Source organism: Pauljensenia sp. C0170B4 (assembly GCF_056590235.1).
Genome location: NZ_JBWPVS010000005.1, coordinates 1 through 25,107 on the forward strand (window position 1 = coordinate 1; position 25,107 = coordinate 25,107).

The window sequence follows — 25,107 nt, forward strand, 5'->3', positions numbered from 1 at the left end:
GATTTCCGCAAACGAAAAGAACAAAACTACGAAACACGCGATAACGCTGTGACCTGCATAGACACGTCACATTTCGGCGGTGTTTCGTAATTTTGCGGTATTTCGACCCAAACCGTTTAAGAGAGAGACACAGACACGCATTGCAGGCACATGTCTACGACACAGAGCGTCCTCGTTGAGGGCACGCTGCAGGGGTTGCAGCTATGTGACACGGGACACAATCGCAATCAAGGTGTCTCTTCTTATTTAGATTTTCTTCAAAAAGTGGAAAAATTACGAAACGAAAACCATTTACGCTGCTCAACGTATGTTTTTGTGTTTCGTAGTTTTGTTCTTTTCGTTTACGAGATTACGAAATGACCCGCAAATACCTACCGTGACCTGCGGTGATGTGTTTCGTATTTTTCTGCGTAATTTCACGTCGCCCGAAGCAGACACCCTGCCGTGTGCTTGCTGCAGGGCTGCGGCCGTCCCTCCATGTGGAGCGTCAGTGTCGATGCTGTAACTTAAACGTACATACATTTGTGGCGCTCTCGTTACGTGTCTGTGCATTGCCGAGCTCTTTACTGTTGTGTGTGGGCGCGCAGCCGTAGTGTCCGTGCCACTCCGAGTAGGGCGCGTCGTACCCCAAACCCATGTTCAATTAAATTCCAATCCAGAGAGGTCTTGCACTGTTGCGGTGCGGTTGTCTTCTTTCTCACCGTATTGGACCCTGCGAAATTAATTGGATACGATAGGCCCATGTTGATTTCAGGTTCCGTTTTCATGCGGCCGCTCACCAGCCGCTAAGGCGGTTTTCTCCCTCCCGCAGGTTAGAAACCGCTCCGGTCCTTTAGCCGGGCGGCCATTTGCCATGCCCGGCTCCGTTTCAACTCCACGGAGCACACCTGATGTCTACATACGGATACGGCCGTCACGAACATGGCCAAAATTTTCTCACAGACCACAAGATCATCAACTCCATCGTCGATCTTGTAAAACAAACCTCCGGCCCCATCATTGAGATCGGGCCAGGAAGCGGTGCCCTCACTCACCCGATATCCCACTTGGGGAGGGCAATAACGGCAGTTGAGGTAGACGCAAAACTAGCTGCCAAACTCACAAAAAAGACCGCCTCGGCGTCGGTCGAAGTGGTCCATGATGATTTCCTCAACTTCCCGTTACCCGCCACTCCCTGCGTCATTGTGGGAAACATTCCCTTTCACCTCACCACTGCCATTCTTCGAAAGTTGTTGCATGCGCCGGCATGGACTGCCGCTGTACTCCTCATGCAGTGGGAAGTCGCTCGCCGCCGGGCCGGGGTAGGTGCAAGCACGATGATGACAGCTCAGTGGTCCCCATGGTTCACGTTTCACCTTGGTTCCCGAGTACCAAGGTCTGCTTTCCGGCCACAGCCAAACGTTGACGGGGGGATCTTAGTGATCCGCCGGGTGGGTGACCCGAAGATCCCGATAGAGCAACGCAAAGCCTTTCAGGCGATGGTGCACACCGTTTTCACCGCCCGGGGACGCGGGATAGGGGAAATTCTCCGAAGGGCAGGGTTGTTTTCATCACGTTCAGAGACACAATCATGGTTGCGCTCGCGAGGAATCGACCCCGCAACCCTACCTCCCAGATTGCACACCAGCGACTGGATCGATCTCTTCCAGGTGACTGGTTCCTCTTCACCGCGCCATCGGCCCATTTCACAATCGGGAAGTAGTCAACGCCCTCCTCAACGGAAAAATCGAGGCCGGCGGCGGTAATCCCCCCACCACCAAAACCGAAATCCACCAGTAGTAGTGAACGACCCATGTTCGTCTACCGTGAGCCGCGTTATGGCAGTGACGTGTTCTCGTCGGGCACAGTCATAGTTCCCGGCGTTGCCAGCGACAGGGTTCTACACCCAGCAGCGGGACCGATCAAAATCACCCGCACGGGGAACGACCCTGCTGGTGGTTTCGATTTTGATGAAAGCGAGGAGACATAGCCCCTCGCCAACTCCCCGTAGCTGGCGAACAGTAGCTCCTGGCGCTGGCGCTCGTTGGTGAGTTTGCGTGCCACATCGAAAGCCTTATCGACTTCCCGGTCCAAGTTGTTGTGGGCCTTGAGCAGAATTGGGTCCATCGATAACGGGTTGTAGTGCTCCGCGAGTGACCGCTGGGGGTGCCGCTCGCGTGCCCGCAGCACCAACTGTCCAGCGTCGATGATTCGCTGCTGCGCCTTCTCATCTAGTTCACACAGAGCTGGTCCGCAGTTGTAGCTCCCGATGTACTCCGAAAAACGGAAAAAATAAATAGTGGGGATACATCAACCTTCCACTTTCCATTCTTCCGGCTCAGAGTATTGAGGGGTCTGGGACCGGGTCCGTAAACCCTTTATGTTTTTCGCGCACAGCGGTTTTTAGCGACGCACCCTATAGGTTTTCCGCAGAACCTATATGTGTTTCTGTGCACCCCCATATGTTGTCTGTTTCTAGCGGTATTTCGTTGTACTTTGCGCATCGAATAGTTATTTATCGACGACACTCCGTCGAGTTTAAGTTCAATGTGTAGGTTAGCCGAATAAGAAGCTCTGGCAGATGGTGGGGCAATCCTGCTCTGACATCTTAATCTAGCTTGGGTGCGCTGGGATTAGGACTGGTCACGTGTGAGAAGTTTTCGTGTACAACTAGTGACATGAACTTTTTATTGCTCGGTGGTACCGGTTTCCTTGGAGGACACATTGCGGCTGCAGCAGTCGACCGAGGCCATCAAGTTACTTGCCTTGCACGAGGTAACGGGAAGGCTCCCAACGGAGCTGAGTTTGTGAGTGCGGACCGTGACCGTGACGGTGCGTACGATGAGGTTGCGGGGAAAACTTGGGATACCATTGTGGATCTGACGAGTCAGCCGAAGCATGCGCGGGATGCGGCGGCGAAACTCCAGGCCAAGCATCGTATATTTGTGTCTTCGAGCAGCGTATATGAGGATCAGGGAAGTATTTCTTCCGAGTCTGATTCCGTAGTCACTCCGCTTGAAATTGACTACATGGAGGACATGGGGCAGTACCCAGCCGCAAAGTCTGCTTGCGAAACGATTTATCGCAGCACAAATCGGTCGGTAATGGTAGTTCGACCCGGTCTGATCGCTGGCTACGGCGACGAAACAGGGCGCAGTGGTTACTATCCGTGGCGCTTCGCGCATCCCACGGGTGAGAACGTGATCGTCCCAGACCCGGCGTTTCCCGTCGCTATGATTGATGTGAAAGACCTTGCAGGCTGGATAGTTGAGTCTGCAGAAGTTGGGACTTTCGGAACCTTTAATGCTACGGGGTTTGCTACTTCCTTGTCCGATGTGTTCAAGATTTCGCGTGAGTTAACCGCATCGGAGGCTACGGAGCGACCTTGCTCTGATGAACTGCTTCTCGCTAATGATGTAACCCCGTGGATGGGCCCAAAATCGTTGCCGTTGTGGGTACCAGGTGAACAGTTTCGCAACATCGCGCTACTCGATTGCACCGCAGCCTACGAAGCGGGCCTGCAGATTCGCCCGTTGAAAGAGACATTGGCGGATGCGCTGCGATTTGAAGAAGAACAGCAGGGTGAAAGACTCGCTGGGCTCAGCGATGAAGAGGAAGTCGTGCTTCGCCAGCGGTTAGAAGGTGGCATTTAGTTTCGGCAGGAACAGTTTTAGTTGCAGTCGGGACCGTACTGAGTTGGTTTTCGTTCCGCGACTGACTGTGAGAATGAGTCCGAATCTGACTCGAGGGGAACTTCGGCGGTGCTAGCTCTTCATGACGGGGAGCGATGTAGCGTTCTTTCGCCTCTCCGTGGAGTTCCGTTTCGTCATATAACCTCTGGCGTATGTGAAGGGTCGCGAGCAGACCTATCGCAGCAACCCTTTTGACACCGCGCAATGGCTAAGCTGAATGAGCAAACAGTTAGAGTGAGCGTGGGGAGGAGCCTCGGCATGAGTCTGAAAGATGAACTGGAGGAGTACGTCCAGAAGACCGTCGACGAGCAGTGGGAACGTCGCGCAGGCCAGAAGGTGCCCGACGCCGATGACCTTCCGCTGAAGAATCTTGCTGTCGAGCTCGACGCAACTGTCCTCTACGCGGATCTTGCGTCGTCGACGAAGATGGTCAAGGGGTACAAGGACTGGTTCGCTGCGGAGGTCTACAAGAGCTATCTCTACTGTGCAGCAAAGATCATTCGAGCGCGGGGTGGTATCGTCACGGCCTTCGATGGGGACCGCGTCATGGGTGTGTTCATCGGGGACTCGAAGAACACCGCCGCCGCGAAGTGTGGGCTCCAGATCAATTGGGCTTCGAAGAATATCGTGGCAGCGAAGATCGCTGAGAAGTACCCGAAGAGCACCTTCGTGCTAGAGCAGCGAGTCGGCATCGATACCTCGAAGCTTTTCGTCGCCCGAACAGGCATCCGAGGCAGCAATGACTTAGTGTGGGTTGGGAACGCAGCAAACAAAGCGGCGAAGCTGGCCACGCTCGATCCTCGCTATCCGACCTACATCACTGCCGATGTCTACAGCAGTCTGAATGAGACCTTGAAGCTAGGGGGTAACCCGAAGCGGAACATGTGGACTGACCTGGGGACCTCCGACATGGGCTATCGGATCTACGGGTCGGGGTTCTGGTGGCCGGTCTGACGGGGGATGTCAACTGAGGGAGCTGATCCACTCTTCCATCTGCGGGATGATGGGATTTCCCTGGTACACGGTTCCGATGCCGGACGTCCACTGCGGCCGGAGTAGGCCTTGATTGTGATCGTTCAGGTTCGAGTAGAAGACATCCCCGACGACAACCGGGCTCGATCCCCAACCGCGCCCCGCCAGGTGCGCTAGGTGGGCTGCCCTGTTGACGACGTCGCCCATGTACACGACGTCGTTGATCGTGCTGCTGCTGTACCCTGCCTTGATCATGAGGACCCTCCCGTATTCCACGCCTATGCCGATGCGGAGCTGGGTGATCCCTGCCTTCTCGTAGTGGTGGTTGAGGAGCTCCAAGAGGGTATTGGCCTGCGCTGCGGTAGCGAACACATCGTCGATGTGGTTGACCTGCGTCGTCTTGTAGGAGGCCCACACGCAGTCGCCGACGATATTCACCTCGCGCACATAGGGGGCCGAATTCAGGACTGCGACCATTTCCGAGATAAACGACCGGTAGATCTTCGCAAGAACGGGCCTCTTGTGCTTCGACGTCAGGCCGGACGAGTCTCGGATGTCAATAAAGATCGCCGAGCACATGCCGTAGAAGCCGTTGGAGAACGTGAGCTTGTTTCGGTCAGGAAGCCCGTCTACCTCCTCATACGCTCCTGCCGGCTGGTCCAAGATCGCTTGGATCCGGGCCGAGCTGGCCCTCCAGTCATACGGTCTGTAGTTTCCGTCCATTTGCGTCCTAACTGTTCGTGATGCCGACAACGAGGGCCAGGACTGCGATAGCGGCTCCTGCAGCGAGAGCACACCGGATGGCCCACTTTGCGGCGGATGCTTTTACCGTGGCAATCCGAGCATTGACATGTATCTGGTCAGCGAGATCTTTCGTCAGCTCAGCAGGGTCAGAGGTCAGTACATGGAGCACTTCGCTGTACTCGTGTCTCTTGCCCCTGAAATTTCGATCGATGCTTCCAAAAAACAGCCTGTTGATCGCGTCCTGATCTGCATCCTTATCCTTGACTCTCGGTGTCAGTGTCCATCCGCACCAAGCGCCGGTAATAAAAAGAAACAAGCAGGCCATCCCAACGAGAGTGTCGAACAGTGCAGTCCGGGAAGTAAAGTCCTTTGCGAGGTTGTACGTCATTGTTGCCATCACCCCGGTGAAGGCAAGTGTCACGCTGGCCTTCGCATCTGAGTGGCGAATCCACTCGTTCACCAAAGCGAGAGTCTTCCATGCGTGATCTGGGTTAGGCTCGGGTGAGCTGACGCGCGTGGTCGCGTCGTGCGGATGGCCCTCGGTGGTCCGTCGTCCACCGCGCCGAGACGGCATTCGAAACATAGCTCTAGAGTACTAAGATTTACATAGATACTTCAGGAACGTCCGTTACACGCGAGTCTCAAATGGGGACCACGAGCTGGCAGTCACGGGTAGAGCTTGAAGACGGTTTACGCTCCTGCCCCGGTGCTGCCGGGGCGACTGCGGCGGACGCACCACCTACCGATCCAGAGGTTACCCTGTTCTGAAACGTGGTCGAATTCCGGTTCAACGTGTGAATAGAGTGGTCGCTGCGCACGTCGGATTCTCACCGAGAGAGAGGCGTGGCAATCGCCAGCTTGGGCGCGAGCCAGCCGCACAGTTGGGTGCGAGCGCGCGTCGGCACAGGCGCTGAGTAAGAGATCAGGAGTGACGCACTATATGCGAGGACAGGAAAACCTCGAACCTGCTGAGGAGGCTTACGTGACGAATGGAAATCCGGATCGGCTCCGTGAGTTTGCTTTCTTCCCTTTTCGTGTGAAATATGAGCGCGGCGCTGCGCCTCGTTACAGTCCGCTCTTGGCGTGGAACCAGACACTGAACGAGCTTGCCGCGCTTGCCGAGGACGAAGACTGGGGCGAGGCGACCCGGTCACTCGACCATCCGATCCTCAACAACTATGTCAACTACACGTACAAGCGCCTCGTCACCGAAGACAAGATCGATGTGAGCGCTGATGGGCAATACGCTGCATTTAATACTGGACTGCTGACTGCACTTTCAGAGGAGCTCTTTGCGCTTTTTGAGAGGAACCACTTCCGCAACGATGACGCGCAAGATTGGTTTTTCAAGGGATGGGTTACCGAGTCCAACAGAGATCTTCTGGCTAATTTTGACCCCTTGCCGCAGATGGCACAGTACGTGAGAACAGCTGGCGACCTCGTATACGACTGCAGCTGCGAACTCAAATTGGCTTACAGTCACATCCTGGGCGATAACATTGACCGCTTTCCACTGGATTTGCAGGCGAACCCGGTCCGCGCGCGACAGGCGCTTGATTCTGCGGTGAACTGGGCGCTGCGCAAGACTCGCCGCAACTATAAAGTGGTCGTGCCTCAGTGGTATCCGGCCGCGCCTGAAGATACGGCACAGTTCCTGATGCCGTTGGATCTTGACAGTGATGGTCGAGCAGATCTGGCGCTGGTAGTGTCCAAGGCTAATGAGCGCATATACCGCGGACACACCGTGTTGACATTGGAGATGGCGTACTCGAATGCCCGCCTCGTCGCTCGTCCTGACTCCGAGTGGCTTCTACCCAGCGCGGGAGAACCTGACGAGGTCGACTGAGGCGGTGGGGCAGCGCTGTTCAGTGGGGCTCAGCGGCGGTATTGGGGAGTGAGGATCTAGGGCACTTCGGAGAGTGAGATTTAGGTGACACTGGTGAGCAAGGATCTGGTGCGACCTCGCGAGTGAGGCGCTGTGCCATAGCTCCTCGGTGAGGGATCGCTGCTCACTCCATCGAGTCAACGTAAATCGAGACAGTCATGGTGTGAGACTGGTCGGGTTCGAGTTCGATCGCTTCGTCTGCAACGTTGCCGGACTCGACACAAACAAACTCTTGCCATGCGCGCGATTCAAGATCATCAAATTGGCCAACCGTGTCTGACCAGGGGTTCCACACGATCGTGTTGGCCGAGCCGGACTTTTCAATCGAGACGATCCGCCGGAAACGGGGATCGCGGATCTGCACGTTCGCATCAGAGTGATAGATCCGGTCCGTGTACCGTACGAACGTCACCTCACCAATTTGCTTGCGCGAGTGGTCGCGTGCAAGCGACTTGTCGTCGTAGAAAGCGCCGTCGAGGCCCTCAATCGTGACGTCTTTGATGTCGCCAACCGCCACATAGGTGTGGAAAGCTTCCTGAAAGGTAAACGGTCGAGTGTCTGTGTTCGTCACAGTCAACCTCATCATCAGGGAATCGGTTACGTCGATCGAAAGGTTCGCCTCGAAACTGAAAGGAAAATAGCCGTCGGCGCCTGGCTGGACTGGCTGGTCCGACTGGCTGGAATTCTGTGAAGGAGAATGAGCCAGGGCGAATTCGGCATACGTGGAGTCGCTTTCCCCGCGCGCAATGTCCTTGTCGGCAGGATCTGGGCTGATCTGAGTCCACATAGCGGTGCGCGCGAAACCGTGTTTGGGAGCTTCAGGATCACTCAGATGAGCTCCGAACCACGGCAAACATATTGGGACCCCTCCTCGTGGCGTACGGACACCATCGTGTGCTGCCAGCGGAGACATCCAGATCACGGGTGTATCAGAGTCAACCGTCCACTCGAGCACCTGAGCGCCGAACGGGGAGATCGACGCCCGCGAGGATGAACCTTCCAGGTTAAGGGGAGTGGGAAGTGCTGATGAATCCGTCATGGTTTAAGAGTAGAGCGAAACAGGCTTTCATGGGCGCATTCGCCATGCGGGCTGCACAAGAAGGAACAACATCATTCGGGCTGTGCGCCATTCGGTGGGGCATTGGCGAGGGAGGCTGATGCGCTGTTGTCTTCACCGTGAACTACAGGAGCCCGAAGCGGTGCGAGGGAGGGGGCGGAGTTGGTGAATCAGTAATTCTGGGGAGGTGCCGCGTGCGTGGATGAGCAGTATCCACAGGCATGTGGCTGGCTATGGTCTTATCCACACTACTTTCACCCGTGGGGGCCACGTCCACAACTCGGTGACGGCCACTGCCAGGTGGCCGCGTCGTACTGCACAGTGGCTGCCATGACCACTAGGAAGGGCGTAAACAGCGAGCCAGAACTCCGTCGCAATGGCACAGTCACGATCCCCACGGAGTCGAAAGAGGCGCGTGGCGATACCCACGGCGAGAACTCGGGCTCATCTGCTACGAGGCCCATTCGCGAGGGGATCCGAACCTTGACGCACTGCGAGCGCTTTGCTGCCTCGCGTGGTTCACCAGTTTTGCGTTTCCGCTCGCGCACCCTCGAGCAGTGGCAGACAGACCTTAAAGAACTCGGCGGAGTGACGCAGCCTCCCTCGGTCATGTGTGCCGATCGTGAAATGGTTGGCTCGCGCGTCGTGACATCGACATATGAACTGCGGCGGGCTGGAGTGGAAACCTCACAAATTGAGAGCGCGTGCCGCTCTGGACACATTGTTCACCTGGCGCGCGGATGGTATGTATCGCGCCGGCTATTCGACGGCGAAATGATGCATGCGGTCGCGGCGATTTTGCCTGATGATGCTGTTTTTGCCGGTGAAACCGCCGCTTTAATGTATGGGGTTAGTGTGCGGGATAGCCATGAGGCTGATGACGCCTTTCGGATCTGTGTGCTTCGCCCGGCCGGCACTCGCGCAGTACGCCGACCTGGTGTTGCATGCAGAGTTATGGAAGTTGATGAAAGCGAAATCGTGAGCATGGAGGGCATGCGCGTCACGAGCGCTTTGCGCACAGTGTGCGATGTTGCGATGGGGGCGACGATTGACCTCGCGACAGCGTGGATTGAAGGCTTTTTGCGCCAGGGACTCGTAACAGTGGACGAGCTGGTAGAGGCCGCGCAGGCGAGGGCTGGCAGGCGAGGTGTACGGATTTTACGTGCTGCGATTAACAATGCCGACATCAGATCCGAATCAGTTCAGGAAACTGCCCTTCGTCTGCGTTTACGTGAAGCAGGCCTTCCCCGTCCAATTCTTCAAATCCCTGTGCGTGTCAGCGCCACACAGCAAGGCCGAATCGCGAAAAGTAGGAGCATGAGTGAGGCGCGGGACTCGGTGACGGACAGCGAAGAGTCCCTCGTTTGCCCGCAGAACAGCACCAACTTGTGTGGAGGGCATGCCAGCGGTAAAGGCTCGTTCCGAATCGATCTGGGATGGTGCCTGCCTGCACAAGATGGTGGGCGCTCGAAGCTGCAAATATGCAGCCTCGGACGGTCGAGGGCGGACTCGACAGGGGTGCGGAGCGAGGGCGCGCACCATGTGCCCGGAGGGGCTACTGGTGAGATCTCAAGCGGGTTAAAAAACGCAGCGGTGAAGATAGGTGTCGAATATTTTGGCGAGGAGTTCCATCCGGAAACTGGTCCACAAGCCGAACATGACCGCTGGCGGATCCAGGTTCTTGAAGAGGCTGGGTGGACTATCCTCGTGGTTCGTCGTAAAGATCTTCGCGGCGAGACGCCGTATCTCGAAAGAAGGATTGCCCAGCTGTTAGGCCATTCGGCTTCCATTCCCATGCGGCGCTCGTGGAAGAAAGCGCTTTTTGATCGGCGTCGAAATGCGTGGACGCGGGACGAGTCGGTGAGCCATAGCTGGCAAGTGGCGGCGGTGTGCTGACCCTAGACCGAGCGGCGGCCGAAACGTCGCGATGCTGACCAAGCCGCTTCGACCTTAGGGGATGAGAACAAGTACACGATGAGACGTCGTGATCGATAAGAGCCGCAGTTCCAGGATGAAACGGAACACATTGTGTGTCGTAAAGTGTTCGATTTCGCATGCTCGTCTCTATCGGAGACGCCGATGAGTGATTAATCTGGTATTTCGTGTGCACAGCTGCGTGAAGAGGAATCGACCCCTACACTCAACTGGCAACCCCAGACGTTTATTGCCGAGTGGTCGCTTGCACGGGTCCACTCGGCGCATTTTCTTCGATCGTCGCCATAAAGGAGGCAGGCAATGCCTGTGCGTCAGGACATTCGTAACGTCGCTATCGTCGCCCACGTGGATCATGGGAAGACCACGCTTGTCGACGCAATGCTCTGGCAATCAGGAGCCTTCTCCGAACATGATTCGGTGGAAAAGACCGGCGAACGCGTCATGGACTCGGGTGATCTTGAGCGTGAAAAAGGCATCACGATCCTCGCCAAGAACACCGCTGTGCACTACCGCGGGCCCGCTGCGCAAAAACTCGGTCTGACCGAAGGCGTGACCATCAACGTCATCGACACCCCAGGTCACGCCGACTTTGGCGGCGAGGTTGAACGCGGGCTGTCCATGGTCGACGGCGTCGTCCTCCTCGTCGATGCCTCTGAAGGTCCGCTGCCGCAAACACGCTTCGTCCTGCGCAAAGCCCTCGAAGCTCAACTGCGGGTCGTCATTGTTGTCAACAAGGTGGACCGCCCCGATTCGCGCATTGAAGAGGTCGTCTCGGAAACCACTGACCTTCTGTTGTCCTTGGCTGAAGACCTCATGAACGAAGGCGTGGAAGCGGATGTTGATGCATTGCTGGACGTGCCCGTGATTTACGCATCAGCTAAAGCAGGCGTCTCCTCATTGACGAATCCCGGCGACGGCAAGCTTCCGGAAGAAGACCTCGAGCCACTCTTTGAAACCATCTTGCAACGTATTCCCGGTCCCAGTTACGACGAGGGGGCTCCTCTACAAGCCCATGTCACCAACCTCGATGCCTCTCCTTTCCTAGGGCGTCTGGCGTTGCTGCGCATGCACAACGGCACCCTGAAAAAGGGACAGAACGTCGGGCTCGCCCGTCATGACGGCACCATCAAGTCTGTTCGCGTCACGGAGCTACTACGCACAGAAGGTTTGGAGCGCGTGCCTGCTGAAGAGGCTGGCCCCGGCGAGATCGTTGCAATTGCCGGCGTCGACGATATTACGATCGGTGAGTCGCTGGTCGACCTCGACGATCCTCGTCCACTTCCCTTGATCAAGGTGGATGACCCCGCGATTTCCATGACCGTGGGAATCAACACCTCGCCGCTGGCTGGGCGTGTCAAGGGTGCGAAAGTGACTGCTCGCCAGGTTAAGGACCGTCTCGATCGTGAACTGGTGGGTAACGTGTCGTTGCGGGTTTTGTCGACTTCTCGGCCCGACGCGTGGGAAGTTCAGGGACGAGGCGAGCTTGCGCTCGCAATCCTCGTCGAACAGATGAGGCGTGAAGGGTTTGAGCTTACTGTCGGTAAACCACAGGTTGTGACCAAGGAAATTGACGGTAAAGTTCACGAGCCGATGGAGCAGATGACCATTGACATTCCTGAGGAGTATCTGGGCGCGGTGACCCAGCTGATGGCTCAGCGTAAAGGCCGCATGAACTCGATGGCTAATCATGGGAGTGGTTGGATCCGCCTCCAGTTCACGATCCCTGCCCGCGGGCTGATTAGCTTCCGTGCGCGTTTCTTGACTGAAACTCGTGGAACGGGAATCGCCTCGTCAATTTCGGAGGGATACGCTCCGTGGCAGGGGACGATTGAGCAGCGGCTGACCGGCTCCTTGGTTGCTGACCGTGCAGGGCAGGCAACGCCTTACGCGATGACCAACCTGCAGGAGCGCGCATCGTTCATTATTGAGCCGGGGTCAGAGGTTTATGAAGGTCAGGTTGTAGGGGAGAATCCCCGTAACGAGGATATGGACGTCAATATCACGCGTGAGAAGAAGCAGACGAATACGCGTTCGGCCACCGCTGATGTGTATGAAACGTTGACTCCGTCGCGAAAACTGACGCTGGAAGAGTCGCTGGAGTTCGCGTCTAATGATGAATGTGTTGAGGTCACGCCTGAGGCGATTCGTATTCGTAAGGTCGTGTTGGATTCGCAGGAGCGTTTTAAGATCGCAGCGCGTCAACGTCGTAAAGATAAGTAGTCTAGGTTTTTTCGCCGAGTAGACGCGTGCAAGCGACCACTCGGCGAAATTTCAGGGATGGTTGCCTTTTCGTGCCCTGCTACCAGCGCGCAGGAGGGACGACTTTTCCGGTCACCATCGTGTCCGCTTCGACACGAACGATTCCCCGCCGCGCCTCGATAGTAACGTGGTCGGGCGCAACTTCCAGTAAAGTCCCCAGAGCATCGCGAAAGCCTTCGCCTTCGCGATACCTCACCACGACCCGAGTGCCAACTGCCCATCTCATCCAAGGAAGCTCAGGCGGTTGTTTAGGAAAGCCGTGTTGAGCCCTATTGGCAGGTTGTGACGTGTTTTCTGAGAACATGAGCTTTCTTTGATTGATTGGGCGCCACTGCGACTAAGTGGCGTCTTTACAGGAGAAATCGCTGAGAGTCCACGCGCAAATGGTGGTCGCAGCCTGAATGCTGTCGCATATGAGTGATAATAGTGGCACTAATATAGTCAACGCGTCGAGCTGTGCGATGAGCCGGCAGTCCCGTGGGATATGTGATGGCCTCGAGTGCACGTCGCGTTGAGAAGAGGGAGGGATCTCATGACGTATGTCATCGCGCAACCTTGCGTGGACGTCAAAGACCGTGCTTGCGTGGATGAATGCCCTGTGGACTGCATTTACGAGGGGAAACGATCGCTGTACATTCATCCCGATGAATGTGTTGATTGCGGGGCATGCGAACCTGTGTGCCCGACCGAGGCCATTTTTTACGAGGATGACCTTCCCGAAGAATGGTCGGATTATTACCGGGCGAATGTTGACTTCTTCAAAGATCTCGGCTCGCCAGGCGGCGCGCAGCGTGTCGGAGCACAAGAATTCGACGATGAGATGATTCAGGGTCTTCCGCCTCAAAACGAGGAGTACCTGTCCCAAAACTGAGGCAGTCCCATCAGTGCATCGCTGTGATGACTATATTGGCGAGTGGTCGCGTGCAAGCGACCACTCGCCACTTATTTGCTGGAGACTTGTATGAATGCTCTGCTCCGTCCCTTGAATTTGCCTGACTTTCCCTGGGACAGTCTGGAACCGGCGCGCGCACGCGCCGCGGAGCATCCCGGTGGCGTGTGTGACCTTTCGATCGGCACACCGGTCGACCCCACACCCACGATCATCCAGGACGCCCTCGCCAATTCCACTAATGCTGCTGGATATCCTCGGGTTGAAGGCACGCTGGAACTCCAGGAGGCAATGGCTCTGTGGGCATCGAAGCGAGGTATGGTTCCTCTCCAATCTCCACGGGAGGCAACTGCACAATCGGCGGCCGTCATTCCGACGATCGGGTCGAAGGAAGCGGTCGCATGGCTGCCGTTCGAACTGGGGTTGACTAGCGATGACACCATCCTTGTGCCGGAAGTTTCCTACCCTACATATGACATCAGCGCCCGCCTCATCCGTGCGCGATGCATCCGCGTGGATCCAGAGCGCGTCGACACGTGGCCTGACGCATCCCTCGTCTGGGTGAACTCGCCGTCGAACCCCACTGGGCACGTCCTCACTCGCGAGAAGTCGCATGCAAGCGTCCAATGGGCGAGAGAGAAGGGTGCGATAGTGGTCTCGGATGAGTGCTACGCCGCCTTGCCTTGGCAGGCTCCTTTTACTTCCGAGGGTGTCCCATCCTTGCTTGATCGCGACATTTGCGACGGTGACCCAACCGGAATCATAGTCCTGTACTCCCTGTCGAAACAGTCCAACATGGCTGGCTACAGAGCCGCACTGATGGCAGGGGATCGCGACCTGATCTCTCGAGTTCTCACCGTGCGACGCCACACCGGAATGATCCTCCCCGCGCCCATACAGCACGCGATGGCTGTCGCACTCACGGACACCGACCACGTTGAGCACCAGCACGCCCTGTATGGAGCTCGCCGCACCATTTTGAAGCGTGCCCTTGAGGACGCGGGGCTGTGCGTCGACCCGCACTCGGCAGCAGGTCTCTACTTATGGGTGAGCGATCCGAGTGGACGCATGAACGGCTGGGACCTTGTCGACTGGTTTGCCGAGCGTGGAATGATCGTGGCACCAGGCGACTTCTACGGAGAACGCTCAACCAACTTCGTACGAGTCTCCCTGACCGCAACCGACGAACGCATCCAAACTGCGGCCCGCCGCCTCATTTCTGACGGGTTTGCGAGCGCGAATAGTCGCTAAGATCCAATGCGACGAGGATGGGGCTGCGCTACTGGATGTGAGATCCCTGCGCGAGCTGACCTCGGGGGTATTAAAGTAGGACTATAAGCCCATGCGTCGATGTAGTCGCGCCTGTTTGAGGAGGTAGTACATACCGATGAGCACTGAAGCTTCCGATCAGTCAACGAAAGCAGCCCCGTCCTCGTCAAAGCCACATGACGCCGAAGCTAAACCGGACGGCTGCCTGACTATTGGTGACAAGACGCTGCCGCTTGAACGCGTCCATGCGACCGCCGGCTCTGATGGCGTACGCATCACGAAAATGCTTTCAGACACTGACGTTGTGACGTTGGACCCCGGCTTCGTCAACACCGGATCGTGCGAGTCTGCCATCACGTTTATTGACGGCGCGAAAGGAATCCTGCGTTATCGTGGATACCCCATTGAACAGCTCGCGAAGCATTCCTCCTTCCTCGAGGTTGCCTACCTGCTGATTTATGGTGAACTTCCCGACGCGCAGACACTTGAGCTGTTCATCCGTCGTATCCAGCGTCACCGCCTGCTTCACGAGAATTTCAAGGCGTTCTTTACAGCATTCCCGCACCGCGGGCACCCGATGGCGATCCTCCAGGCAGGTGTCGCCGGTTTCGCCACCTATTACGAGGACACGCTGGATCCGCGCGACCCCGAGCAACTCAACGTGGCGCTCGTATTGCTGCTGGCGAAGCTTCCCACCATGATCAGCTACATCGCGAAGCGAGCCGCCGGCCTGCCACTGCTGTACCCAGATGCTCAACGTTCCTACACTGAGGATTTCATCCGTATGACGTTCGGCATGCCGTACCAGTCCTATGACATTGATCCGGCGCTGGTGCATGCTCTCGACACATTGTTCATTTTGCACGCCGATCATGAGCAGAACTGCTCGGCGTCCACCGTCCGCCTCGTCGGCTCCTCGCAAGCCAACCTGTATGCATCAGTGGCAGCGGGAATTGGCGCGCTGGCAGGTCCGCTTCACGGCGGTGCCAACGAAGCCGTGCTGAAGATGCTCAACCAGATCATCGAATCGGGCGAATCAGTTCAGTCCTACGTTGAGAAGGTTAAAAACAAGGAAGAGGGCGTGCGCTTGATGGGCTTCGGCCATCGTGTGTACAAGAATTACGATCCGAGGGCGGCCATCGTAAAAGAAACGGCTCACGATGTGCTGTCTCGTCTGGGCAAACGCGATGAGATGCTGGATGTCGCGATGGAGCTCGAGGATATTGCCTTGAATGACGATTACTTCAAGGAACGCAAGTTGTACCCCAATGTTGACTTCTACACTGGCCTGATTTACTCGGCGATGGGCTTCCCAACCAAGATGTTCACACCGCTGTTCGCGCTGGGGCGTCTTCCCGGCTGGATTGCGCAGTACAAGGAGATGACGGAGGACCCGGCAACGAAGATCGGTCGGCCCCGTCAGGTCTACATTGGTGAGGTTGAACGCGACTACGTGCCGTTACGCCAGCGTAGCTAGTCCGCGCAGTTTTTGTTTTTTCGCGAGTGGTCGCTTGCAGGCGACCACTCGCGAGATCTTGTTGAGGGCTGGGGGACTTCTCCTTCCGCGTTTCGGTCTGTGTGGCCTAGTTGCGGGCGACTGGACGCGAGGACTGTGGATAAAACTGTGGACTGTGTGGAACCAGTCGGCGCAGTCCCGGAAATCGTTGGAAAGACGCCAATTTGACAATTAAGTTTGGGTGCGCTACAGGGTGTGACCTTACTGAAAAGGTGCAGTAATCCACAGAAAATATGAGAAAAATGACGAAATTGTGGATAGCATGAGCCACCCTCGTGCAGTATCAACCACGGGCATAAGCAGCGCCCAGCACCCCTGCAATAGCCAGGCACCTAGAAGCTGGCTGGCCCACTAGGAAATGACTGATCTCGGAGGTCCTATTTGCTGGGAGCGAGGAACATGACGTTACCCCGCTATCTCCACGTGACGCTCAAATGCGATGCGGCTTCCGGCTTATTAGCACCCGGACGTGCCGCCACGCGTCGCTGCACCCAGCATCACGATCACGTCACGAGGAGGCTGGCCTCCATTCAAAGACCTAACGGTGGGGGAGAGCTCAAGTATGCGGCTCGGCTAGTCGTCCTCGTGGTTTTCACGATGATGCTGCTGCGGGTCATTCCACTCGATTGAGCGGCCTCCGCGCGCGTGGGCTTCAATTCTGCCGGACACGGAGCGCTTGAAGAGAACATTCGAGGCTCCGGCAAGTTCACGAGCCTCCACTGTTCGCGGTTCTGCGAAAAGACCGTTCGCGCCCGGAATGACGCCGCCTCCAGGCATGAGCGCCACCTGGGTATCGGCTGTCAGGAACAGTCCGGCTTCGATCACGCAGTCATCACCCAGCGGAATGCCCAAGCCGGAGTTTGCGCCCAGCAGACAGCGTTTGCCCAGGCGGACCTGGTCGTCGCCGCTACCGCTCAGAGCGCCAATGGTCGAAGCTCCGCCGCCTACGTCGGATCCATCACCGATGACAACGCCGCGCGAGATACGACCTTCGATCAGGCTGCGGCCCAGCGTGCCCGCATTGAAGTTCACGAACGCGGCATGCATGACTGTTGTGCCCTTCGACAGGTAGGCACCCAGGCGAACTTTCGCACCGTCAGCGATCCTGACTCCATCTGGCACGACGTAGTTCACCATCGGGGGGAACTTATCCACGCCGGTTACGGTGACAGGACGGCCGAGGTGTTGGCGCAGGCGAAGGCGGGTTCCTTCGAAGTCATCGATCGGACACGGGCCTGCCGACGTCCACACAACTGAAGGGAGGCGCGAGAAAATGCCGTCGAGGTTGATCGTGTTGGGCTTGACGAGCCGGTGGGACAAAAGATGCAGGCGAAGGTAGGCATCGGCGGTGGATTGAGGGCGATCCTCTAGGTCGGCGGTGCAGGTGACAACCTGTGTGTGCACTCCGCGAGCCTCATCGCGTCGTTCCAGTTCGGAGAGCATATCGAAGAGCTCGGCGTCTGGGGCCGAGTTAGAACGTTCGCCCAAATGGGGGTGCGGGTACCACACGTCCAGTGTGTGACCATCGTCGGCAACTGTTGCCAGCCCAATTCCCCATGCGTTCATATTGTGGGTCTCAGTTGTGTCCTCAGTCATGGTCTCAGTTTACGGTGCTTGGCATTCCCCGGAAGGACTTTGGTGAGGGGGAGGGCTGCAGGCGGCTCGCAGGTGGGTGCGATAGTCGACGAGGCATGTGCCGAGTGGTCGCTTGCAAGCGACCACTCGGCACACAAGAGGATTGAAACGCGATCAGGTTTTCCCATATTGTGAGATCGTCGAATGGTTTGAATGGGTGTCAGTGCCCGTTGGGCCTGTTGTGCTGATCCCATAAGTCGGGCCAGAATACGTCCAGCTCAGCCAGCATCGACCGAAGGAGCGGCAAGGAGATACCAACAACGGAGTGGGGATCCCCCTCGACGCCCCGGACGAATGCCCCTCCAAGACCATCGATCGTGAATGAGCCCGCCACCTCAAGCGGCTCACCCGAGTCAACGTACGCTTTGATTTCTTCGTCGGTCATTGAGCCGAAATATACGGTTGTGGAAGCTGAACGCCCGGCCGTTCGCGCAACTTGATAGGCCACGTCCGTCGACTTGGGCGTGTCAGCGGCGGGTTCGGGGGCACGGGACGGCTTCACGCCAGCGAGGGGAGAGGCACTCTCTTCGTCAATCGAATTGTGGCTTTGCGCTGTTAGGAGGGCGACGTAGTGCCCTGTCCACAACGTGCCGCTGCGTCCTTGCATCGACCTGATGCGTTCGATGGCAGTCAGGCGGTTATGCGGCTTTCCATACATGACGCCATCCAGTTCGAACATGGAGTCGCAGCCCACGACGATAAGGTCTTCGTGTGTGCGATCTTCGGCACGAGCCTCGTCGACGGCCGTATGGTCGAGGTAAGCGCAGGCCAGCCTGTCTGCCACCGCGAGGCATTTTGCCTGAGCCAAAGCGAGAACTTGGTCGGCAGGCGATGAGTCTTCGTGTGCAGGGTCACTTGACGAAGAGAAGGTTTCTTTGAGCCGTCGGAGAACTTCGTCCTCATCAACATCTGACACCATGACAATCGGTGTAATTCCAGCTGATAGGAGCGTCGCGCGGCGCGCCGGCGAACGGGAAGCCAAAACTAGATGCATACCGCCTAGTGTGTCACTTCGACGAGTGGTCGCGTGCACGCGACCACTCGCGGATAACGGGGAACGTGACGATCGACACATAAGGCGCTATGCTATGGAAGGTTGCATTCATGCAGGTGGCATGCCAATCGCGGAGAATTTCCGCGTTGGGGCGATACGAACGCTACTTTCACAAGTGTGTCAGGCGAAGAGATAACGCTACGGCTTACGCTGCGCGATGCAGAATACTGATGCAGAAGGATGCGAGTACGGAAGGGAGGAATGGTGCGTGACTGGACAGTGCGAAGCTGACATTAACGACAGCAACAATGATCAGCGAGACGGTCACAGTGATGCTTCGTCGAGCAGAACTTCTGAGCACCCGCCCTCACGTCCGGCCAGTTCAGTTGTGCCCTCAGAAGACGATCAACCGTCCGCGCAGCCGGGCTCGCCATCTTCTATGCATCACGAGCAGTCGCTTGCACGCGACCACTCGGCGCAAGCGGGGGAAGAACGGGGAAGCGTGCAGGCGGGAGTGAGCCGCGGGGCGGGAGCCACGATACGCGAGTACGAGGAACAATTGCTAGGCGAAATCCCGCATCTGACCGTTGAAGACCTTGCCAACGCGGTTGGCGGAACCGTTGACGACGTGAATGATTTCTGGACGACGATGGGCTTCCCGGACGCCGACCCCGAATCGCCGCTCTTCACCCACCGTGACCAGGAAATTTACGCCAAGTGGACTCAGCTCGTCGCCGATGGAAGTGTCGACCGATCCACCGCACAGTCTTTGCTCCGAGCCCACTCCCACATTACCGACCGCCTTGCGTTGTGGCAGGTGGAAGCGTTTGTGGAAGATTCTGTCCGCCGCCTGAGGCTTGATGATACAGCGGCCCGCCTCGTCACACTCGACCAGATGCGCCAGTACGTCGACCTGCTGGGCGAGACTCTCGTATACTCCTGGCAGCGACAGCTGCACTCGCTCCTGGATCGCGTCGACCATGAAGTCTCGCAGCGCGGGCACGAATCAGCCAGGCGTCGATTCCCGCTGAACCGATCCCTCGGTTTTGTCGACATGGTCTCATACACGGCCTCCTCGACCATCCTGGGCGGCAAGCTAGTTGGCCTGATCCAACGTTTTGAGGACGCGAGCCGAATCGCTGTGACTCAAGCAGGCGGCAGAGTCGTCAAGATGATTGGTGACGCCGTGTTCTTCATTGCTGACGATTTGCCCACCGGACTGAATGTGGTGACCTCATTGATTGAGCGCCTTAACGCCGATGATGACATTTTGCCGGTTCGCGCTTCCTTCGTACGGGGTGACGTGTTCTCCCGTTCAGGTGACGTATTTGGACCGCCGGTGAACCTCGCGTCTCGGCTGGTGGATATCGCGCCGGTTGGGCGAATCCTGACTGACCCGACTACCGCCGCGGCAGTTTCCGCGGGTAAAGGCGGAGAAGGCTACGCGATCGAAACCTTCCCCAGCACAGAACTTCGCGGCTTCGGCCTCGTCTCTCCGTACCTGCTCTCGCGTCAATACGAATAACGGTGGTGGACGAGGGGAGAGCGCCGCGTCAGTTACAGCGTCTGTTTTAAGCTGCGCGCATAAAATTCCGTCTCGTTGCCTTCGCCTCCGGCCTGCTCAAAACACCTGCCACGTGAGACAACGGTGTGACCTCGCCCGCTCAAAGGCCGCGTTCTCCTCGTTAAAGAACGGTGCAAATTGAGATGAAAAAGGTCAAGTAATGTGAAAGAGCGCTCCTAGGATGTACCATTAAGCCGTGACTACAGTACTGCTCGTCGAAGACGATCCCGCGATTTCCGAGCCTCTGGCTCGCGCCCTTGGGCGTGAAGGCTACGAGGTCCGAGCTCATGGCACTGGTAAAGGCGCTCTCAATGAGATTGACGGCGCCGATCTAGTTGTCCTCGATTTGGGCTTGCCTGACATTGACGGCCTTGAGGTTGCGCGTGAAATCCGCTCGCAAGGCCGCACCACACCTATCCTGATTCTGACCGCTCGCACTGACGAGGTAGACATGGTCGTAGGCCTGGATGCCGGTGCCGATGACTATGTGACCAAGCCGTTCCGCCTGGCTGAGCTCCTGGCTCGTGTGCGCGCTTTGTTGCGCCGCTCGGTCGGTGACGTGTCAGAGGGTGAGATCAGCGCTCAGGACGTGACAATCGATGTCTCTGCACATAGGGCGTTCGTCGGATCGCGTGAACTGCATCTGACTGCCAAAGAATTTGAGCTGCTGCGAGTGCTGGTACGTGAAGCCGGTAACGTGGTCGAGCGTGAAGCACTGATGCGTGAAGTGTGGGGGTCCGACCCATCAGGGTCGACCAAGACGCTGGATATGCACGTGTCGTGGCTGCGCCGCAAGCTCGGAGACGATGCCGGATCGCCGCGTTACATCACAACCGTGCGTGGAATGGGTTTCCGTTTCGAAAAGAACGGTCACTAGGCCGCTCCTGCTCTAACCCCTTGCTGCGCTCCCCTTGCTGCGCTGCGCTTGGAATTGGCGGGGCTTAATGGTGAATGCTCATCCCAGCAGTGAGCCAACGCTGACACCTGTTAGACCCTGCCGGCGCATGTAAGCGCTCGCAGCCAACCGGTGTCTACACGTTGCGGTGCAACCGGTCAGCGCTTGCACAAAACGATGGGCTGACGCCAAGATCGGAGGGAACGATGGGACGTCGAGCAGCAAAAATGATCCTGGCTGCCGTGACAGTCGTTGTCCTGCTGATGGGTATTCCGGGCGCGACGATCGGCTCCATTATGGCGTGGCAAAGTGAGCAAAATGCTCTGGATGCGCGCGTCGAATCCCTGATGCGTGCATCCGACCGCCGCATTTCGGAGGGCACACAGATTTCTGAGCATCTGGTTGAGGCCTGGGCGACACCGCTGATCGTGGAAGAGGCTGATGCATGGACACGTGTGAAAGCTCGCGGGCAGGATGAAATCGTGGTGGGGGAGACCATTTCGGGCCCTAAACTCAGGTCGTCGGAATCATCTTCGCTGGGGACGATTGTGACGATGGAAACTTCCGCGATGCCCGCGATCCGTCGCGTGATCGGTGTGATTGTCCTGTTCATCGGTGGTGCAGCGCTGTCGATGCTGGTTGGTTGGGCTTTGGCGAAGCGGCTGTCGCGACGACTGTCCGCCCCGTTGATTTATCTGGCTGCTCAGGCTGAGCAAATTGGCGCCGGTATGGTGCGTGCGCGAGTGAAGCCATCCGGCATTGAGGAAATTGACTTGGTCCAGGATGAACTGGCCAGAACAGCAGAGCGCATGGCGGGGCGCTTGGCGGCAGAACGCCGTTTTTCCGCTGATGCTTCTCACCAGCTGCGCACGCCTCTGACGGCTCTGTCGATGCGGCTCGAGGAGATCGAGATGATCGCTGAGCAAGACGAAGTGCGTGAAGAAGCATCCAGCTGTCTTGAACAGGTCGAGCGCTTGACGACCGTGGTGACGGACCTGCTCGACACGTCCAAACGCACCAGCGGGCACACCGAGGCTATCCATGTGGTGGAAATATTCAACACGGCTCGCGAAGAGTGGGAGAGTGCTTTCACGCAGGCCGGTCGGACTTTGACTTTCACCGATGAATCGGGTGCTTCGGTGCTGGCCGATGCAGCGAAGCTCGGGCAGGTGCTGGCAACACTGATCGAAAACTCCTTGCGTTACGGTGCCGGCGAAACGCGAGTGGTCGCCCGCAAGTCACCCACGAAGCGCGGTGTGATGATCGATGTGAGTGACGAGGGCGAGGGTGTTTCTGAGGAACTGGCTCCCGAGATTTTTGACTACGGCGTATCCGGTCACGGGTCCAGTGGAATTGGGCTGGGATTAGCGCACGACCTGACCGAAGCGATGGGCGGGCGACTGGAACTGACGCAGGCAGCGCCACCGGTATTCACCGTGTCACTCGCGGCCATTCCCGCATCGATTGACCCCGACCGAGTCATGCCGCAGGGACCCCTGGTATCAATGGGAAGGCGCTCGCGGCGCTTCTGATTTTTGTTGTGTGTGCCGAGTGGTCGCGTGCAAGCGACCACTCGGCACACACACAACCCTAGTGCGCTGGGATGTGACGAAGCCGCGGGTGAGCGGTAGATTCTATGTGTGAGCTCATCAAATACTGCGCAGTCACCAGTCGAAGAATCCGCAAACACGGCAGCAGCCGTCGACAACCTCGAAGCGCCAAATGGTCACGTGGCGTCTCATGCCACCGGGGCACCTAGCGGTGCGCCAGCGCCTTCTTCACCTCGCCCCGTCATCGCTGTGATCGGTGGTGGTCAGCTGGCGCGCATGATGCAGGAAAGTGCCATTGCACTGGGAATCGACCTACATGCGCTGGTTGAAGCTGAGGATGGTGCAACGGGCTCAGTTGTTGTGCATTCAGTGGTGGGGGACCCCTCGGACATCGATGCTGTGCGCACGATCATCAGCGGCGCGGATGTGCTGACGTTCGAGCATGAACACGTTCCGCAGGACATCCTCAGGCAAGTAGGATCCGACATTGCAATCAATCCACCTGCATCGGCTTTGCTGTACGCGCAGGACAAGCTCGCTATGCGTGAACGCCTCACTGACGCCGGGATTCCGTGCCCCCGTTGGGCGAAGGTCACCACACCCGAGGAACTGGCAGCATTTGGCGACGCGGTTGGATGGCCGGTCATCGTGAAGACACCGGTTGGCGGCTATGATGGTCATGGCGTGCGGGTTGTCAGCGATGCTCATGGTGTTGACGATTGGTTCGACCGTGGAGCGCCGCTCCTTGCTGAAGAAAAGGTGTCATTCACGGTGGAGCTGGCCGCCCTCGTCGCCCGAAATCCATCCGGTCAGGTGCGCTCATGGCCAGTTGCTCAGACGATCCAACACAACGGAGTCTGCTCCATTGTGCGGGTGCCTGCACCAGGTATTTCTGCCGAGCTTGCCCGGCAGGCGGAAGATCTTGGGGAGCGTATTGCAGTTGAGCTGGGAGTCACCGGTGTTTTGGCTGTCGAACTCTTTGTTGCTGATGGGGTTGACGGTGCGCGCGTGTTGGTGAACGAGCTTGCCATGCGACCGCACAATTCGGGTCACTGGACGATCGACGGGTCTGTGACCAGTCAGTTTGAACAGCATCTTCGCGCTGTGCTCGACCTGCCGTTGGGGAGCACGCGAATGACGGCGCCTGCCACGGTCATGGTGAACCTACTGGGGTCGAATCGACACGATCCCAGCGAGGGCCTGTCTCAGGCTTTGGCATCGAGTCCGGAGGCAAAGATCCATCTGTACGGCAAGTCGGTGCGACCCGGCCGGAAGCTCGGACATGTCAACGTATCTGCGACTACGGTGGAAGAAGCTCAGGCCGCAGCTCAGGCGGCGGTCGATGCGCTGTTCGGCGAGCCGGAGGAGGAGGACGGCTAGGCCCGTCACACTGGTCGGCATTGACGAGGGCGACGCTCTGCGGCGTGGCACGTTGAGATTAAGACAGGGGTCTGCCTGATGATGAGGTGGCGGCGCGCTGTGAGTGCGCAAAGCACCAATGAACAACACGAGAGGACACGGAGCACCATGAACCTACAACCATCAGAGGAATCCACGAGTGGTCGCATGCAAGCGACCACTCGGCGCGGCGAGGGTGGCGACGCGTTTCCTATCGTGACCCCAACCGGTCAGAATCCACTGGTCGGGGTGGTCATGGGGTCGGATTCAGATTGGCCGACGATGAAACCTGCCGTTGATGCCCTTGCAGAGTTTGGCATCGCCTGTGAGGTCGGTGTCGTTTCTGCGCACCGCATGCCTGAAGACATGGTGAATTACGGCAGGTCAGCGTCCGAACGAGGTCTGCGTGTCGTCATCGCAGGTGCCGGTGGTGCAGCGCATCTGCCCGGCATGCTCGCAGCGCTCACCGAACTGCCCGTCATCGGTGTTCCGGTACCACTGAAACACTTGGATGGTGTGGACTCCATGCTGTCGATTGTGCAGATGCCTGCTGGCGTCCCGGTCGCCACGGTGTCAATCGGCGGTGCACGAAACGCTGGATTGTTGGCGGTACGTATCCTCAGCGTCGGTACCGACGAGGCTGCTGCCGATCTTCGCGCCCACATGCGAGCTTTCCAGCAGGATCTGCGCGCAGTTGCCATGAACAAAGGAACACGCCTGCGCGATGAACTGGGTGGCCAGAAGCACTAACACCTTTCACTACCGTTGTCGATCCACCAACCAGTACCTGCATCTATCTGGCCCAGCGTTCGGACCGATGCGCGCCGCCCCTCGAGTCACACTGAGAGTTCGTCGGACGGTCACGCACCCACGC

21 protein-coding genes are annotated in these 25,107 nt (G+C 57.7%); 14 read left to right on the forward strand and 7 right to left on the reverse strand.

Annotation, left to right across the window (positions count from 1 at the left end; all coding sequences use genetic code 11):
• Window positions 1-890: 890 nt before the first annotated feature.
• Complete coding sequence (gene erm / locus AC1EJ1_RS07430; protein ID WP_016456425.1) at window positions 891-1,745, forward strand: 23S ribosomal RNA methyltransferase Erm; 855 nt, start codon at window positions 891-893, stop codon at window positions 1,743-1,745.
• Between the two features lie 70 nt (window positions 1,746-1,815).
• Here erm and AC1EJ1_RS07435 read toward each other — a convergent pair whose 3' ends face one another.
• Complete coding sequence (locus AC1EJ1_RS07435) at window positions 1,816-2,286, reverse strand: type IIL restriction-modification enzyme MmeI (protein ID WP_425304311.1); 471 nt, start codon at window positions 2,284-2,286, stop codon at window positions 1,816-1,818.
• A gap of 371 nt (window positions 2,287-2,657) precedes the next feature.
• On the opposite strand from AC1EJ1_RS07435, the gene AC1EJ1_RS07440 reads away from it, so the two are divergent.
• Together AC1EJ1_RS07440 and AC1EJ1_RS07445 are read left to right on the forward strand one after the other, a co-directional pair.
• Complete coding sequence (locus tag AC1EJ1_RS07440) at window positions 2,658-3,632, forward strand: NAD-dependent epimerase/dehydratase family protein (protein WP_034662607.1); 975 nt, start codon at window positions 2,658-2,660, stop codon at window positions 3,630-3,632.
• 297 nt (window positions 3,633-3,929) lie between these two features.
• Entirely contained in the window at window positions 3,930-4,625 is a 696-nt protein-coding gene (locus AC1EJ1_RS07445; RefSeq protein WP_058237072.1) for an adenylate/guanylate cyclase domain-containing protein, read from the forward strand.
• Between the two features lie 9 nt (window positions 4,626-4,634).
• On the opposite strand, the gene AC1EJ1_RS07450 is transcribed toward AC1EJ1_RS07445, so the two are convergent.
• Window positions 4,635-5,306 (reverse strand): adenylate/guanylate cyclase domain-containing protein, encoded by a 672-nt coding sequence (locus tag AC1EJ1_RS07450; protein WP_480295617.1) that lies wholly within the window; start codon window positions 5,304-5,306, stop codon window positions 4,635-4,637.
• A 67-nt stretch (window positions 5,307-5,373) separates the two neighbouring features.
• Window positions 5,374-5,970, reverse strand: coding sequence for a Pycsar system effector family protein (locus tag AC1EJ1_RS07455; protein ID WP_480294295.1), 597 nt, complete (start codon window positions 5,968-5,970; stop codon window positions 5,374-5,376).
• Between the two features lie 399 nt (window positions 5,971-6,369).
• On the opposite strand from AC1EJ1_RS07455, the gene AC1EJ1_RS07460 reads away from it, so the two are divergent.
• Window positions 6,370-7,233, forward strand: coding sequence for a DUF3825 domain-containing protein (locus AC1EJ1_RS07460; protein WP_157886376.1), 864 nt, complete (start codon window positions 6,370-6,372; stop codon window positions 7,231-7,233).
• Window positions 7,234-7,396: 163 nt separating this feature from the next.
• Here AC1EJ1_RS07460 and AC1EJ1_RS07465 read toward each other — a convergent pair whose 3' ends face one another.
• Window positions 7,397-8,311 carry a D-hexose-6-phosphate mutarotase gene (locus tag AC1EJ1_RS07465; RefSeq protein WP_480289411.1) on the reverse strand — a complete coding sequence of 305 codons (915 nt, stop codon included), beginning with the start codon at window positions 8,309-8,311 and terminating at the stop codon, window positions 7,397-7,399.
• Between the two features lie 348 nt (window positions 8,312-8,659).
• Between AC1EJ1_RS07465 and AC1EJ1_RS07470 the strand changes: the two genes are divergently transcribed.
• Together AC1EJ1_RS07470 and typA are read left to right on the forward strand one after the other, a co-directional pair.
• On the forward strand, window positions 8,660-10,225 hold the full coding sequence (locus AC1EJ1_RS07470; protein WP_480295618.1) for a hypothetical protein: 1,566 nt from the start codon (window positions 8,660-8,662) through the stop codon (window positions 10,223-10,225).
• 339 nt (window positions 10,226-10,564) lie between these two features.
• A complete protein-coding gene (gene typA / locus AC1EJ1_RS07475; RefSeq protein ID WP_480295619.1) occupies window positions 10,565-12,484 on the forward strand; it encodes a translational GTPase TypA in 1,920 nt (639 codons plus the stop codon).
• Between the two features lie 79 nt (window positions 12,485-12,563).
• Here the strand turns inward: typA and AC1EJ1_RS07480 are convergent, their stop codons facing one another.
• A complete protein-coding gene (locus tag AC1EJ1_RS07480) occupies window positions 12,564-12,749 on the reverse strand; it encodes a putative acetyltransferase (protein ID WP_058237840.1) in 186 nt (61 codons plus the stop codon).
• A 306-nt stretch (window positions 12,750-13,055) separates the two neighbouring features.
• Between AC1EJ1_RS07480 and fdxA the strand changes: the two genes are divergently transcribed.
• From fdxA to AC1EJ1_RS07495, 3 genes are all read left to right on the forward strand, one after another.
• Window positions 13,056-13,394: a ferredoxin gene (fdxA, locus tag AC1EJ1_RS07485; RefSeq protein ID WP_070726287.1), complete on the forward strand. Its 339-nt coding sequence runs from the start codon at window positions 13,056-13,058 to the stop codon at window positions 13,392-13,394.
• 90 nt (window positions 13,395-13,484) lie between these two features.
• Entirely contained in the window at window positions 13,485-14,663 is a 1,179-nt protein-coding gene (dapC, locus tag AC1EJ1_RS07490; RefSeq protein ID WP_285016258.1) for a succinyldiaminopimelate transaminase, read from the forward strand.
• A gap of 136 nt (window positions 14,664-14,799) precedes the next feature.
• Entirely contained in the window at window positions 14,800-16,158 is a 1,359-nt protein-coding gene (locus AC1EJ1_RS07495; protein WP_074026197.1) for a citrate synthase, read from the forward strand.
• 612 nt (window positions 16,159-16,770) lie between these two features.
• Here AC1EJ1_RS07495 and dapD read toward each other — a convergent pair.
• Complete coding sequence (dapD, locus tag AC1EJ1_RS07500; RefSeq protein WP_480295620.1) at window positions 16,771-17,793, reverse strand: 2,3,4,5-tetrahydropyridine-2,6-dicarboxylate N-succinyltransferase; 1,023 nt, start codon at window positions 17,791-17,793, stop codon at window positions 16,771-16,773.
• Window positions 17,794-17,992: 199 nt separating this feature from the next.
• Window positions 17,993-18,826, reverse strand: coding sequence for a Maf family protein (locus tag AC1EJ1_RS07505; protein WP_480295621.1), 834 nt, complete (start codon window positions 18,824-18,826; stop codon window positions 17,993-17,995).
• 268 nt (window positions 18,827-19,094) lie between these two features.
• On the opposite strand from AC1EJ1_RS07505, the gene AC1EJ1_RS07510 reads away from it, so the two are divergent.
• The 5 genes from AC1EJ1_RS07510 to purE all read left to right on the forward strand — a co-directional run bounded on the left by AC1EJ1_RS07510 (window position 19,095) and on the right by purE (window position 24,983).
• Window positions 19,095-20,351 (forward strand): adenylate/guanylate cyclase domain-containing protein, encoded by a 1,257-nt coding sequence (locus AC1EJ1_RS07510; protein WP_285016252.1) that lies wholly within the window; start codon window positions 19,095-19,097, stop codon window positions 20,349-20,351.
• Window positions 20,352-20,586: 235 nt separating this feature from the next.
• Complete coding sequence (locus tag AC1EJ1_RS07515; RefSeq protein ID WP_480295622.1) at window positions 20,587-21,267, forward strand: response regulator transcription factor; 681 nt, start codon at window positions 20,587-20,589, stop codon at window positions 21,265-21,267.
• A 224-nt stretch (window positions 21,268-21,491) separates the two neighbouring features.
• The gene (locus AC1EJ1_RS07520; protein WP_480295623.1) at window positions 21,492-22,817 is read left to right on the forward strand and encodes a HAMP domain-containing sensor histidine kinase; all 1,326 of its coding nucleotides are present in this window, start codon (window positions 21,492-21,494) and stop codon (window positions 22,815-22,817) included.
• A gap of 198 nt (window positions 22,818-23,015) precedes the next feature.
• Window positions 23,016-24,215, forward strand: a complete 1,200-nt coding sequence (locus AC1EJ1_RS07525; protein ID WP_480295683.1) for a 5-(carboxyamino)imidazole ribonucleotide synthase — start codon at window positions 23,016-23,018, stop codon at window positions 24,213-24,215.
• Window positions 24,216-24,401: 186 nt separating this feature from the next.
• Window positions 24,402-24,983, forward strand: coding sequence for a 5-(carboxyamino)imidazole ribonucleotide mutase (gene purE / locus AC1EJ1_RS07530; protein ID WP_058237060.1), 582 nt, complete (start codon window positions 24,402-24,404; stop codon window positions 24,981-24,983).
• Window positions 24,984-25,107: the final 124 nt, after the last annotated feature.